Origin of the sequence: Aureliella helgolandensis (genome assembly GCF_007752135.1) — a bacterium.
Lineage (GTDB): Bacteria > Planctomycetota > Planctomycetia > Pirellulales > Pirellulaceae > Aureliella > Aureliella helgolandensis.
This window is the reverse complement of sequence record NZ_CP036298.1, coordinates 3,746,821-3,761,245: the sequence shown is the minus strand read 5'-3', so window position 1 is coordinate 3,761,245 and position 14,425 is coordinate 3,746,821. Positions and strand designations below refer to the sequence as shown.

The following is a 14,425-nucleotide window of genomic DNA, read 5'->3' as shown; positions in this document are numbered from 1 at the left end:
CGCTGAATCAAGCAGAAGACCAAGCGCACTGCGTAAAGGATTGTCTTGGCAGGCATCGGGCACCCAGGTTGAAGAAAAATTCCGCCAGCCAACAAACATACACCTTGACGTGCAGATTGCAAACCTATACTTTTAGGTGCACATCAGGAAGTCACACTTTTGATCCCTGCCGATAGTCTCTCCGACATCCCTCCGCGAGAACCCTGCCCATGCTAAGTGAAAAAACGATACGGATTGTCAAGGAAATCACCCCGTTGGTAGCTGCTAACGCTGAAACGATCACGCGACGGTTTTACGAACGGATGTTCGAGGCCAATCCGGAAGTGAAAGCGTTCTTCAACCAGGCACACCAGCACACTGGCGGCCAACAGAAGGCCTTGGCCGGAGCGATCTGCGCCTACTTCACTCACATCGACAACCCTGCGGTGCTAATGCCAGCGGTCGAACTCATCGCGCAGAAGCACGTTTCACTGGGCATCAAGCCCGAGCACTATCCGATCGTCGGCGCCAACCTGCTCGCCGCCATCAAAGACGTAATGGGCGATGGGGCGACCGACGAAATCATCGAAGCTGTCGCGCAGGCCTACGGATTCTTGGCGGACATCTTTATCGGCCGAGAAGTGGCGATCTACGATGAGCAAGCGTCCCAGCCCGGCGGATGGAACGGTACACGCACCTTCGTGGTGGCTAAGAAAGTTCCCGAAAGTGACATTGTAACGTCCTTCTATTTGAAGCCTGAGGACGAGGGCCCGCTGCCGCCTTTCAAACCCGGCCAGTACATTACCGTGCACATCGACCACCCTCATACTCCGACGTCGCCGCGCAATTACAGTTTGTCCGACTGCGCCAGTCAACCGCATTACCGCATCAGTGTCAAACGCGAAGAGCGACTTGCCGCCGATGCGCCCGATGGGTTGATTTCCAGCCACTTGCACAATGATATAGAAGAAGGTCACCGCATCCAACTGGGGCCTCCCTGTGGCGAGTTCACGATTGATCCAACCGCAGTTGCGAAGCCGGTCGTTTTGATTGCGGGAGGAATCGGAGTGACTCCGCTACTGTCGATGGCAAAATCGATCATTCATGCCAACTCAAACGCGTCGGTGTATTTCATTCAAGCGGCCCGCAATAGCAAGGTACACGCGTTCGCCGATGAGCTGAGGAATCTGTCGGATGCTGGCCCCAACTTGCACACCAAAGTCATCTATGACGCTCCGCTGCCTGGTGATGTCGAACAGGGCAAGTGCGATGGCACCGGCTTTATTACGACAGACTTGCTTCGCGAGTGGACACCGTTTTCGGAAGCCGACTTCTACTTCTGCGGTCCGAAACCCTTTATGCAGAATCTCCACGCCAGCTTGCAACAACTGGGAGTCGACGAACACCGAGTGCGCTACGAGTTCTTTGGCCCCAAGGAAGACCTGCAACCGGCTTGATCCATGTCGTGGCTTGCCTAAGCCCTCCAGACATTCAGCTATACCAATAACTGGCCGCATGAGCCACTCGTCGACAACCGTCCCACTGGCGACAATATTGTGTGGACTGGCGTCAGCGTAATCGTGTTGTTGGCGGGAATCTCCGGCATGGCTTGGTGGTACGCGTCGCGTCGCGAGGAGGAAGATAAAGCCGACAGCGTCGCTGCCTCCGATCCACTGCCCCGGTGGAAGGCAGGCAGCAGGCAGCTCCACCACCTCACAGGCTGTTGAAATAGCAACCCGCCACGTGAGCAAGGAAAGGTGTTCTCGCTACAGGGCCATTGCCGACGCAACCACTACGCTGAAATTGAAATGGCTAATGAATCAATAGCCGCTTCAGGTTGGATTCTGAAAGTTGCAGGCATTCGTGATCGGTTCAAAGCATCCAGGCGGACATTTTGGCAGGAAGATGGAGGCAGGAAGATGAAATACTCCAGCTATCTTCCTGCCTCCATTTTTCTGTCAACATCTTCCTGCCAACATCTTCCTGCCAGCAACACTCTGTGCTGCACCAGACTCGCCCCCAATCAAACTCAACGGCGAGGGGCAATACCAAGCAAGCGCACCACTGCGAAGCATTTCAGCCGCTCGTTCGCGACCATTCTCAACCAGCAGGCAGCTCCCCGCCCCCACCGCCTCACAGGCTGTTGAAATAGCAACCCGCCGCGTGAGCAAGGAAAGGTGTTCTCGCTACAGGGCCATTGCCGACGCAACCACTACGCTGCAATTGAAATGGCTAATAAATCAATAGCCGCTTCAGGTTGGATTGGGAGTTGCAGGAATTCGTGATTGGTTCAAAGCATCCAGGCAGACATGCTGACAGGAAAATGAAGGCAGGAAGATAAATTTCTCCAGCTATCTTCCTGCCTCTATCTTTCTGTCAACATTTTTCTGTCAACATCTTCCTGCCAGCAACACTCTGTGCTGCACCAGCCTCGCCCCCAATCAAACTCAACGGCGAGGGGCAATACCAAGCAAACGCACCACTGCGAAGCATTTCAGCCGCTCGTTCGCGACCATTCTCAACCAGCAGGCAGCTCCCCGCCCCCCCCCCGCCTCACAGGCTGTTGAAATAGCAACCCGCCGCGTGAGCAAGGAAAGGTGTTGTCGCTACAGGGCCATTGCCGACGCAACCACTACGCTGAAATTGAAATGGCTAATAGATCAATAGCCGCTTCAGGTTGGATTGGGAGTTGCAGGCATTCGTGATCGGTTCAAAGCACACAGGCGGACATTTTGACAGGAAGATGGAGGCAGGAAGATGAAATACTCCAGCTATCTTCCTGGCAACATCTTCCTGGCAACAACACTCTGGCAACAACACTCTGTGCTGCACGAGACTGTGTGCTGCACCAGCCTCACTGCCAGCCGGGCTGTAAAGTTCGTTGGGGAGCCGAGCGGAAAATTCGTACGACTCCCCCACCACTCGCTTTCGCTGGCTGGTCTACTACGTCAACAAGGTTGGAATGTTATACTGCATCGATCAAGACATCGGTAAGCAGCGATTCGCCAAACGCATTGGGAATTCGTGTTGGGCGTCCGCAGTCGGTATCACCCGAGCCGACGGTGAGCAATTGGTATACTTCGTAGTGCAGAACGGATTCACTGTCATTCTTCGTCCCGGCGATGAATACGATCAATGCGTTCGCAACCAACTTTACGACGCCCAATCCATGCAAGCAGCACGAAGACCACAAAGAAGCAGCACGAGGCCAACACCATTCCGGCCGTTCAAGCGGCTTCCAAGACGGGCCCTGAAAAAGTGTTCGCGGGCGTGCCCGAAAGCCAGTTACATCAAATAGATTTTTTCTTACAGTGATCCGATGGTTTATGGTATTGCAGTTGCGAGCCATCGTTTACTCCTGCGTACCGGCCAACATCTTTTCTGCGTAAGCCAATGAATACGAATTCTTCAGAAAACTCGCGCGATTGGGCCTCTGCATCCGATCCAGGCGACACTGATCAAGTCGCCGCATACGATGCGATGCGACGCCGTTGTCCGGTGGCTTACAGCGAAAGTCATGGATGGTCCGTGTTTCGGCATGCCGATGTGAGGCGAATTCTCCACGATCATGAAACGTACAGCAACCTAGTATCTCGGCACATCTCAGTCCCCAATGGCATGGACCCGCCTGAACACGCCACCTACCGACAGATCATCGAACCGTACTTCAATCACGACCGGATGGATGCCTTTGAGCCGACCTGCCGAATCGTCGCCTCTGAACTGGTCGTCAAAAATATCCATCGCGGCTGTGCCGTTGAGGCCATGGGGGCCTTAGCCAAACCGTTTGCAGCGCGAATTCAATGTGCGTTCTTAGGCTGGCCGCTTAGCCTACACGAAACTCTTGTCCGTTGGGTTGACGCTCATCACGATGCGACCCGCCGGGCTGATCGCGAAGTTCTTGCGGCGCTGGCGTGCGAGTTAGATTTGCTCATCGAAAAGCAACTCAGGCAACGACGCGACTCCAAATCGAAAGCAGACAGCGACCTTACCGCGGCTTTAATGCACGAGCGCGTTGACGGGCGGAAGCTCAACAACCAGGAGATCTCCAGCATCCTGCGAAACTGGACGGTCGGCGAAGTGGGCACGATATCGGCGTCGATTGGTATTTTGATCCATCACCTCGCTGTGCATCCGGAGCATCAAACGGCCCTACGTCGCGATTCCTCGTTATTGCCTGCCGCGATTGATGAAATTTTGAGAGTTCACAATCCATTGCATGGCAACCGCCGCGTGACCACCTGTCCAGTGAAACTTGACAAGCATTCCATAGCCGCCGGTGAGCGCATCTACTTGAACTGGATCTCCGCGAACCGCGATGAGTCGGTGTTCGAGGATGCGGGCACCGTAAAGTTCGATCGCGACCCGAAAGACAACCTGCTGTACGGCGCCGGCATCCATGTCTGCCCCGGCGCACCACTTGCGCGTATGGAAATGCGAGTCTTCCTGCAAGAATTATTCGCACACACCCAATCATTTCGTTTCCAACCCCAGGCGACAGTCGTGCCGGCAACCGATCCGGAGAGCGGCTATGCGTCCATCCCTATTCACCTGCAAATCGAGACCTAAACGATGGCTATTAACCATGCTCCCCCTGCCGAAATCATCCATTTGCAACCACTCGGCGCCCAGATTGGCAGCCTCAAAACGCACACGCTGTTCAAGACTGACGTGATGGAAGCCATACGACTTGTGCTTCCCGCCGGCAAGCAGATTGCCGAGCATAAGGCGCCCGGAGAAATCACAGTTCAATGCTTGGAAGGGTGCGTCAAGTTCTCAGTCGGTGAAACCACACATGAGATGACCGCCGGAGACTTGCTTTACCTCGAAGCCGCCCAACCCCACGCGGTCGAAGCCCTCACAGACTCCTCAGTGTTGGTTACCCTGATCCTCAATAAAACGCATTAGCGTCCGCGTCTCAGGCTGGGCCTATCGCGTCAACCCTCAAGCTCTCCGACCGGGCTTAGTGGGGCTCAGATGGGCTCAGCCCTCATGGTTTGCGAAAGCCGACCGCCGCCCCAGTACCGACGAACGCGACAAGGAAAAAGATGCACCATCCCAATCGCGTGTTGGAAACACTACAGCGAGAGGGTGATGCGCGCTCAATGAGTACTGGCACACACGCTGCCCGCAGCGGGAAAGGTAGTTAATTCCCAGTAGATGCTTGCGTCACTGCTACAGCGATGCGAGCATTTCGATCCCCAAGGATGCAACTTTCGACTCGACCTTCACCTGCGCGGTCTTGCTCGATGGCTATACCGTCAATCCTCTCGCGTGAATTTTGCAATCTGCAGAACTTTCGTATGCTCCAACTCCCGTAGACGTTGGGCTAGTTCCAGAACGGAGGGTGCGGCGCTACAGTCCTCAATTCGATCCAGCAATTCATCGACTCGTCCGTCCGACGTCAGGGCGCAAGCGAGCGTCTCTTGAAAATTCGGTTCGCCCGCACAACAGCACTCGGAGGCGTGAAGCGCAGCGACACTCAGCTTCGGACCGGAGAGCAGATAAGTCGAGTGGTCCGGCGTAATGTGCTGCATCTCGGACTGGATCACTTTCATCGACTGCGTTTCCAACTCGACTAGGCGCTCCAACAAAATTTTTGCTCTCGGATCTTCACTTGCAACGCCCAGCTTCTCGTACTGCGCTGCTCGCTGCCGGTGGTAGTCGGCTAGCATCACCAAAATATCAAAGATCGTGTTTGGTTGATTCATCTTTTGCTTCCCAACCTCAGGCCATACTGGACATCTCAACAACGCTTGAGTATTGTACACCAACAGGTGCACGTTTCACACAGCTCTGGCTATCGGTAGATTCCATGTCGCCAACCTCATTCGCGGTTCGTATCGAACGTCAAAATCACCCCTCGCAGCCGCCCTATTGGCAAACCTTCCTCTTGGATCACGAACCGGGATTGAACGTCACTAGTTTGCTGCAACGCATCGCTGCCAATCCCACCACGGCCGACGGTGTTAGGGTAGCCCCAATCGCCTACGATTCGGGTTGCTTGGAAGAGGTTTGCGGCTCGTGCACGATGCGTATCAATGGCAAAGTGCGGCAAGCATGCTCGGCGCTCGTCGATCAATTGCTCACGGAGAATCCGACCGGAATTGAACTCCGCCCGATGAGCAAATTCCCGGTCGTGCGTGACCTGTGCGTCGATCGCTATCGGGTTTTCAGGGCATTGGAAAAGCTGCAGTGCTGGGTTCCCGTGGATGGCTACTACGACTTGGGAGCCGGCCCGCGGCAGTCTCCCGCCCAACAGGAACAGAACTACCCGCTGAGTCAATGCATGAGTTGCGGCTGTTGTTTGGAAGCCTGTCCCCAGTACCAAGAAGTTACGGTCTACCGCCTAGATGGCGAGTCGGCGGAGGCTTATGAAGAACGTCGCGATGCAGAGCTCGATCGTCACTTCATTGGCGCCGCTGCCATGAGCCAAGCGGTGTTGATGAATGCGAATCCGACCGGTCAATCACACGCCCCCCAACGCGTCGAAGCGATGATCGCGCCGGGTGGAATCCAAAATTGCGGCAATGCGGGCAACTGCCAAGCGGTCTGCCCCAAAGAGATTCCGCTGATGCATTCCTGGGGACGGGCGAACCGAGCGGCGACGCTCCACAGTATCAAGAAGCTCTTTGACGGCTAGCCACGTCCGCTGGGCCTCAATCGCTGAGGTATGGATTTCTAACCGACCATCCTTCGCTTCTTAAGGCAAACGCTTGTGGTGCAGCGGCTGTCTGCCTCAGAACGGACCGGGCCACGCTTTCCACCTACTCTGCGGTGTTGCCGCCCCACGATGCTGGCTAGCTTCTCACAGGAGATGCACCGCGACTCCTCGCCCAACGTCGCACCTTCTCTCGGGCCGCTTTTTAAGAGAGGTAAGGTGAGCTCCACAAATTAGGGGCTTCGCTTATGGATCCCACACTCCCGGGACTATTCTGATGCGCTCCAGCGAATTCTCCGGTCGATCGCTGGCTTTGCCGACGCCATCTTCGAGTCGTCCAAACCGGAACATGCGCTAGCATTCTCAATCTTCCGCTCAGCAGTTAAAACTGTCACCAGGAAACTCTCCCCTCAATTTCAACAAGAATGCAAGAAATCCATTATGGCCAAGAAGAAAGCAACCACGAAAAAGTCGACCACTGCTCCCAAGTCCGCCACACTTAGCGACATCTACAACCAAGTCGCCGTTCTCGCCAACAAGCGCGGCGTCAAACTCAACGTGGCAGAAACCAAACACATTCTCGCCTGCTTCTTCGATGTTCTCGAAAACTACAAGCCTGTAGAAGCCTTCGAATTTGTCACCAAGGGACTCAAGCGAGCTGGCACTCGGAGACGCTAGAATGACGGCGAAACAGGTCTACGCATCGCTGCGTGCGTTGGCATGCGGCGAGAGAGCGGCCTCGTTGGAGCGGTTCGTGCAAGCCGTACCTGGCGGCTACGGCGAAGGCGATCGGTTGCTGGGTTGCACGGTGCCAGACCAGCGAAAGATCGCTCGGCAATTTCGTGAACTGCCAACAAACGAAATCGAGAAGCTGTTGGCCTCGCCATGGCATGAGTGTCGTCTAACCGGCCTCCTGATCCTGGTGGATCAATTTGAACAAGCAGCAAAGCCCAAAAATCCCACTCGCGTCTCCGACTGCCGGATCATCGTCGAGTTCTATTTGGCAAACCTCACGGCCGTCAACAACTGGGATCTCGTCGACTCCACAGCCCCCAAAATCTTGGGGGCTTGGTTAGTTGAGCACCCGAGTGAGCGCGATGTTCTAGAGCGACTCGGTGCCAGTCAAGTGCTCTGGGAACGCCGAGTGGCGGTGCTTGCCACGTTTCCGTTGATTCGCAAGCAAGAGTTCACTGAGATTCTCCGCCTAGCAGAACACTTGCTGGACGACACTCACGACCTGATGCACAAGGCCATTGGATGGATGCTCCGCGAAATGGGCAAGCGCGATCCATCCCAGTTGGAAAACTTCCTGAAGAAGTATGCGAGGGTAATGCCGCGAACGATGTTGCGATATTCGATTGAAAAGTTGTCCAAAGAAGTCCGCGCAAAATGGATGCATCGGTGAGCCCCTCGTAGGTTCCAGAAACCGAAGCTATCGTCCCAAACCTCCCACCGGGCAACGGGTTGCTGGAATAGTAACCCGCTGCGTGCGCAAGGAAAGGTGTTGTCGCTACAGGGCAATTGCGGACGCAACCACTACGCTGAAATTGAAATGGCTAATGAATCAACAGCCGCTTCAGGTTGGATTTTGAGTTGCAGGCATTCGTGATCGGTTCAAAGCATCCAGGCAGACATGCCGACAGGAAAATGAAGGCAGGAAGATAAATTTCTCCAGCTATCTTCCTGCCTCTATCTTCCTGCCTCTATCTTTCTGTCAACATCTTCCTGCCAACATCTTCCTGCCAGCATCTTCCTGCCAGCAACACTCTGTGCTGCACCAGCCTCGCCCCCAATCAAACTCAACGGCGAGGGGCAATACCAAGCAAGCGCACCACTGCGAAGCATTTCAGCCGCTCGTTCGCGACCATTCTCAACCAGCAGGCAGCTCCCCGCCCCCCACCGCCTCACAGGCTGTTGAAATAGCAACCCGCCGCGTGAGCAAGGAAAGGTGTTGTCGCTACAGGGCCATTGCCGACGCAACCACTACGCTGCAATTGAAATGGCTAATAAATCAATAGCCGCTTCAGGTTGGATTGGGAGTTGCAGGAATTCGTGATTGGTTCAAAGCATCCAGGCGGACATTTTGACAGGAAGATGGAGGCAGGAAGATGAAATACTCCAGCTATCTTCCTGCCAACATCTTCCTGCCAGCAACACTCTGTGCTGCACCAGCCTCGCCCCCAATCAAACTCAACGGCGAGGGGCAATACCAAGCAAGCGCACCACTGCGAAGCATTTCAGCCGCTCGTTCGCGACCATTCTCAGGCAGCAGGCAGCTCCCCGCCCCCACCGCCTCACAGGCTGTTGAAATAGCAACCCGCCGCGTGAGCAAGGAAAGGTGTTCTCGCTACAGGGCCATTGCCGACGCAACCACTACGCTGAAATTGAAATGGCTAATGAATCAATAGCCGCTTCAGGTTGGATTCTGCAAGTTGCAGGCATTCGTGATCAGCTCGAAGCATCCAGGCGGACATTTTGACAGCAAAATGGAGGCAGGAAGATGAAATACTCCAGCTATCTTCCTGCCTCCATTTTTCTGTCAACATCTTTCTGTCAACATCTTTCTGTCAACATCTTCCTGCCAACATCTTCCTGCCAACAACATTCTCTACTACACCAGATTCGCCCTCTTCCAAACTCAACGGTGAGGACTAATACCAAGCAAGATCACCAATGCGAAGTATTTCATCCGCTCCTTCACGTCCTTCCTCAACCACCAGGCAGCGTCAACCGCCGCTTCACGGGCTGCTGAAATAGGCCCCCGCTGCGTGAGCAAGAAAGAAGGTTGTCGCTACAGGGCAATTGCGGACGCAACCTCCGCGCGAAAATTCAAATTGCTACAAAGATCAACAGCCCGGCTCGTGGCGTGTCATGGCACGATTCCTCGCTACCGTTGCAGCCCACGGCTCATACGGTTCACCAGCAGCACATTGGATCAACGTCGACTGCATGCAACGCCGACCACTTCAGCCGATTAGGAAGCGGATGATCGCAAGTCGTGGTCCGCTAACATTCTGAATTAACACGCATTCGGCAATTATAGAGCATTCGACCTGACGCGCCCAAACCTTGAGCCCGCGCACCAGAGGTCACGATGATCGACCATTGCGTACTTTGTCCTGCTCGATAATCCACCAACTTGAGCGACACCTTATCACTCCCTCCGCCCCTCGCTGCGGTCGTGAGAGGCCGCGTTCGCGTTTTTTGGTCGAGAACGCTGGGGGCTAGGAGTCTTGGGCACCTGTGGATTTGCAACAACCGTCGCTTATTCAAAATTGGCACACGACGTGCTTCTGTAAATGCTCGTGTCGAGCGAACGTTTTTGCTCTAATCCACCTCTACTTCTTAAAGAATGGGACCGACATGTCCAAGCTGAAAACCCTGGCTGACGCTTTCTACGATGAGCTTCAAGATATGTACAGCGCCGAGAAGCAATTACTCAAGGCGATCCCCAAGATGGCGAAAAAGGCGTCGTGCGAGAAGCTGACCGCAGCGTTTGAAGAGCACCTTGAGCAGACCAAAAAGCAAGTCGAGCGAGTTGAACAGGCGTTCGAGGAGACCGGTAAAGCTGCCAAGTCGAAGACTTGTGAAGCCATGAAAGGTCTCATTACCGAAGCTGAATCGATGATGAAAGAGGAAGCTGATCCAGAAGTAATGGATGCTATCTTGATCGCATTGGCACAGAAGGTCGAGCACTACGAAATCGCTACCTACGGCACGCTCTGTACGTGGGCTGACCAACTCGGATACTCCCAAGCCAAACAATGCCTGGGGGAGAATCTCGATGAAGAAGAAAAGACCGACGAGGGGCTGACCAAGCTAAGTAAAGCAGCCAATAAGGCCGCAATGGCTTGAGTTAGGTCCATTGAGTGCCGCGTGGCAATGAAGGCCACCTACATATCAGATACGTGCGACTCTGGCGAGGATTGAGGTTATCTCTCGCGTGCGTATTCATGTCGAAACCTCCCCCAACGCGACTCGCCAGCGTTCCGACCGAATGCGAGTGTCAATCTTGTTGGAACGCTGGTGGCGATCTGCATCGAAGAACCAGTCAGCTAATTGCTCAGTAGAATACAGATAGAACGGTTGTCCCAACATGAATAAGAAAAGTACTTCGAAGAAGAAAAGTGTTCGAATTATGTCTCAGGCCGGTAGCGGAGGCGAATTGCATCAATCCGTCAGCTCAAACGAATGCTTGACGACGAATCAAGGGTTACCGATTGCGGACAACCAGAACACACTCTCGATCGGACCACGCGGCCCACAACTCCTCGAAGACTTCATTCTTCGTGAAAAGATCACGCACTTTGACCACGAACGCATTCCCGAGCGAGTCGTCCATGCACGTGGTTATGCTGCTCACGGATATTTTCAAGCCTACGAGGGAAATTCCGATTTAACTCAAGCCGCCTTCCTCAATACTCCGCAGACGAAGACGCCGGTTTTCTGCCGCTTTTCAACCGTCGCGGGCAGCGCGGGATCGTTCGATACTGCGCGTGACGTGCGAGGGTTTTCGGTCAAATTTTACACCAGCCAAGGCAACTACGACTTGGTTGGAAACAACATCCCGGTCTTCTTTATTCAAGATGCGATCAAGTTCCCGGACCTCATCCACGCTGTAAAACCGGAGCCCAATAAGGGGTTTCCGCAAGCACAATCCGCGCATGACACCTTCTGGGATTTTGTATCACTCAACTCCGAAGCGATGCACACACTGATGTGGGTAATGTCTGACCGTGGCATCCCCCGCTCCCTTCGCATGATGGAGGGGTTCGGTATCCATACCTTCCGCATGATTAACGAGCGTGGTGAAGCGAAGTTTGTCAAATTCCATTGGCGTCCCTCTCTGGGCACGTTCTCATTGATTTGGGACGAAGCCGTTAAGCTTGGCGGAGCGGATCCCGATTTTCACCGTCGCGACCTATTCAACGCTATCGCAAGCGGTGATTTCCCCGAATGGGAACTGTCGGTACAGGCCTTTTCGGAAGACGAGGCAAATGAATTCGATTTTGATGTCCTCGACCCCACCAAACTCATTCCTGAAGAGCTGGTTCCACTGAAGCCGCTCGGGAAAATGGTTCTCAATCGAAACATTGACAACTTCTTTGCAGAGACCGAGCAAGTTGCCTTCTGTCCCTCGCACCTGGTTCCCGGCATCGACTTCTCCAACGATCCGCTGCTGCAAGGTCGGTTGTTCTCCTATCTAGATACCCAGCTTTCAAGACTCGGCAGCCCGAACTTCCACCAGATCCCCATCAACCAACCGAAGTGCCCTTTCGCCAATTTCCAACGGGACGGTCACATGCAAATGCAAGTACCGAACGGCCAAGTGGCGAATGACCCCAATAGTCTGGACGATGGCAGTATTCGCGAAAACCCAACCCACGGATTTCATTCGTATCCAGCGGCAGAGGCAGGTTCCAAGCTGCGCATCCGACCAGAGAGTTTCGCGGACCACTATACGCAAGCGAAGCTGTTCTTCACTTCACTGACGGAGCCTGAACAGCGACACCTGGCAAATGCATTCGCGTTTGAACTCGGCAAATGCAACGAAGCCAAGATTCGCAGGCGGATGCTGGGGCACTTGCAGAACATCGACCCAACGCTGGCGGACGTGGTGGGCAACAAGTTGGGTATGTCGGGCCAAGCTGAGAAGCTGAAGCCTCATGTTCCCTGTAAGGAGACGCAGCCATCCAAGCCGCTGTCGCAATATTCGGTCGCTCCAAAATCAATCGCGGGGAAAAAGATTGGCGTTCTGGTCACCAACGGATCCGACGCAACTCTCATCGCTGCGATTAAGAAGGCAGCCAAAGCCGAACAGGCAACGGTGGAGCTTATCGCTCCCAAGATCGGAACAACCGAGGATAGCAAAGGAAAGGAATTACACCCTGATCACTTCCTCGACGGAGCTCCCTCCTGCATGTTTGATTGCGTCATCATCGCACCGGAATCGTCACAGGTCCCCTCGCTGGCGGAACAGGCGTCTGCCACTGACTGGGTTCGCGATGCTTATGCACACTTGAAGGTAGTCGGATTCACAGCCGAATCCCGGCCACTCTTTGAGAAGGGCTCCGTGCCGTTCGACAATGAACCGGGAGTCCTCGAACTGGCAAAAGGTAAAGTCGACGATTTCATCGAGGCAGCCAAAATGCATCGGATCTGGGACCGGGAGTCCAAAGTCCGCTAAGGCGCTGCGGAAGTCCACGGCCCGAGTTCCGAGTTCCGCTAGTGCTGAGTCAGGGAAGCGGTTTTCGGTCTACCCATACTGCCGACAAGCAGACGGTCGCACGTGCGGGAGGCCCCATAAATCCGCAGTGCGCCAGCTGTGCACGGTTTGCAGCAGGTTGCAGTGGGTCGGTATGGGGAAGCCCCGCGCCCAGTCAATTGCCGCTAAAGACGCCGGCACTTCGGGAGAAGTTGCTGCAGAGAATTGCCCGCGTTGGACAAGCGGGGACGTTGGACATGCCGGGACACAGCCTGTGCCAGGCTACAATTCACTTACTGAGATCGAATACAAATGAAGACAAGCAAATGTCGCTGCGGCAACCGCATCTATTTTAATAACAGCGTCTGCGTCGGTTGTCAGTCAGTGCTGGGAAGATGCACCTCTTGCGGCAGTTTAGCAAGCTTCCAAGGTGAGGCAGAGCAGTTAAGCTGCGATCGATGCGGATCGGTCGCCCATCGCTGTTTGAATCAATCGTATGGCGTCTGCAATTCATTCAACTCGAGCGCCGGATCGCTCTGTCACTGGTGCGAGTTCACCACCGTCATCCCAGATCTGTCCGCGCCGGAAGCACAACCTCGTTGGGCGGCTCTCGAAACGGCAAAGCGTCAATTGCTCGTACAACTTCAGCATCTGGGCATGCCTCCTTTCGTCGGCAACCTCCAGGAGACTCATCCACTACGCTTTGAATTTCTGGAGGACAGGATCGATTCCGATGGCAAAGTTCACCAAGCGTTCACAGGGCACGAGGACGGCGTGGTCGTGATCAATATGGTGGAGGCCGACAGCGTGCAACGCGAATCGCTTCGCGTGCGGCTCGGCGAACCGCAGCGAACGCTCATTGGCCATTTGAGGCACGAGATCGGGCATTACATCGACTGGAGTTTTGCAAGCCGAGTGGCATTGAAAGATTATCACGACCTCTTTGGGGATCCCTTTGCAGTTGATTATGAACAAGCAATGCAGAACCATTATGCCAACGGTGCGCCGGCCGATTGGGCAACCTCCTTTGTCAGCCAATACGCAACCATGCATCCCTGGGAGGACTTTGCGGAAACCGTCAATGTTTATCTCGACATCATGGCGATTGCATCGACCGCCAACGATCAGGGACGTGCGAACTTTGACCTTTCTCCCCAAGCGGATGTCGGGGGTTTGGTCCGCGAAGTCCTCAAGATCGTAATCGAAGCTAGCGAATACAATTTCGACCTGGGACTCCAACCGCTGTTACCCGAGAAACTTCCCAAAGCAGTGCTCACCAAACTGAACTACGTGCATGCATTGCGAAGTAAGGAACTGAGTCCCGAAATAGCCTCTTCACACGCCGTTTGACCAAGTTCGTGGTAGCCGTTGAGAAAGGGGTGCGAGTTGCCAACGACTGGCGAGTGATTTTGCGTTCGGCAATAGAAAGAGCGGGTGGGCTACTGCATTTACGCTCGCAGAAAGCATCGGTGAACTTAGCCTCCTTCGCAAGCGTGTGGACACGACGCCGTAATTTTCGCCTCTGGGCTCATACCCCAATTCGCAGAGCGATTCCCAACAGGGGCGTTTGGGTCCCCGCG

Annotated in this window: 12 protein-coding genes; 10 read left to right on the top strand and 2 right to left on the bottom strand. The window is 54.5% G+C overall.

The genetic code is table 11. The annotated features are described in order from the left end of the window. Positions 1-209: 209 nt before the first annotated feature. The gene (gene hmpA, locus Q31a_RS13440; protein ID WP_145078458.1) at positions 210-1,436 is read left to right on the top strand and encodes an NO-inducible flavohemoprotein; all 1,227 of its coding nucleotides are present in this window, start codon (positions 210-212) and stop codon (positions 1,434-1,436) included. Between the two features lie 1,508 nt (positions 1,437-2,944). Here hmpA and Q31a_RS30195 read toward each other — a convergent pair. Further along, a complete protein-coding gene (locus tag Q31a_RS30195; protein WP_197356802.1) occupies positions 2,945-3,115 on the bottom strand; it encodes a hypothetical protein in 171 nt (56 codons plus the stop codon). Positions 3,116-3,372: 257 nt separating this feature from the next. Between Q31a_RS30195 and Q31a_RS13425 the strand changes: the two genes are divergently transcribed. Then, positions 3,373-4,548 (top strand): cytochrome P450, encoded by a 1,176-nt coding sequence (locus Q31a_RS13425; protein ID WP_145078455.1) that lies wholly within the window; start codon positions 3,373-3,375, stop codon positions 4,546-4,548. 3 nt (positions 4,549-4,551) lie between these two features. Then, positions 4,552-4,887, top strand: a complete 336-nt coding sequence (locus tag Q31a_RS13420; RefSeq protein ID WP_145078452.1) for a cupin domain-containing protein — start codon at positions 4,552-4,554, stop codon at positions 4,885-4,887. Positions 4,888-5,240: 353 nt separating this feature from the next. Here Q31a_RS13420 and Q31a_RS13415 read toward each other — a convergent pair whose 3' ends face one another. Then, positions 5,241-5,690 (bottom strand): hypothetical protein, encoded by a 450-nt coding sequence (locus tag Q31a_RS13415; protein ID WP_145078449.1) that lies wholly within the window; start codon positions 5,688-5,690, stop codon positions 5,241-5,243. 104 nt (positions 5,691-5,794) lie between these two features. Between Q31a_RS13415 and sdhB the strand changes: the two genes are divergently transcribed. From sdhB to Q31a_RS13380, 7 genes are all read left to right on the top strand, one after another. Then, the gene (gene sdhB / locus Q31a_RS13410) at positions 5,795-6,622 is read left to right on the top strand and encodes a succinate dehydrogenase iron-sulfur subunit (protein WP_145078446.1); all 828 of its coding nucleotides are present in this window, start codon (positions 5,795-5,797) and stop codon (positions 6,620-6,622) included. A gap of 459 nt (positions 6,623-7,081) precedes the next feature. Continuing rightward, positions 7,082-7,318: a hypothetical protein gene (locus Q31a_RS13405; protein ID WP_145078443.1), complete on the top strand. Its 237-nt coding sequence runs from the start codon at positions 7,082-7,084 to the stop codon at positions 7,316-7,318. Position 7,319: 1 nt separating this feature from the next. Then, positions 7,320-8,045 (top strand): DNA alkylation repair protein, encoded by a 726-nt coding sequence (locus tag Q31a_RS13400; protein WP_145078440.1) that lies wholly within the window; start codon positions 7,320-7,322, stop codon positions 8,043-8,045. Positions 8,046-8,748: 703 nt separating this feature from the next. Next, complete coding sequence (locus tag Q31a_RS13395; protein ID WP_145078437.1) at positions 8,749-9,048, top strand: hypothetical protein; 300 nt, start codon at positions 8,749-8,751, stop codon at positions 9,046-9,048. A gap of 955 nt (positions 9,049-10,003) precedes the next feature. Continuing rightward, entirely contained in the window at positions 10,004-10,495 is a 492-nt protein-coding gene (locus tag Q31a_RS13390) for a YciE/YciF ferroxidase family protein (RefSeq protein WP_145078434.1), read from the top strand. Between the two features lie 241 nt (positions 10,496-10,736). Further along, positions 10,737-12,827 carry a catalase gene (locus Q31a_RS13385; protein ID WP_145078431.1) on the top strand — a complete coding sequence of 697 codons (2,091 nt, stop codon included), beginning with the start codon at positions 10,737-10,739 and terminating at the stop codon, positions 12,825-12,827. Positions 12,828-13,157: 330 nt separating this feature from the next. After that, on the top strand, positions 13,158-14,195 hold the full coding sequence (locus Q31a_RS13380; protein ID WP_145078428.1) for a putative zinc-binding metallopeptidase: 1,038 nt from the start codon (positions 13,158-13,160) through the stop codon (positions 14,193-14,195). Positions 14,196-14,425 lie beyond the last annotated feature (230 nt).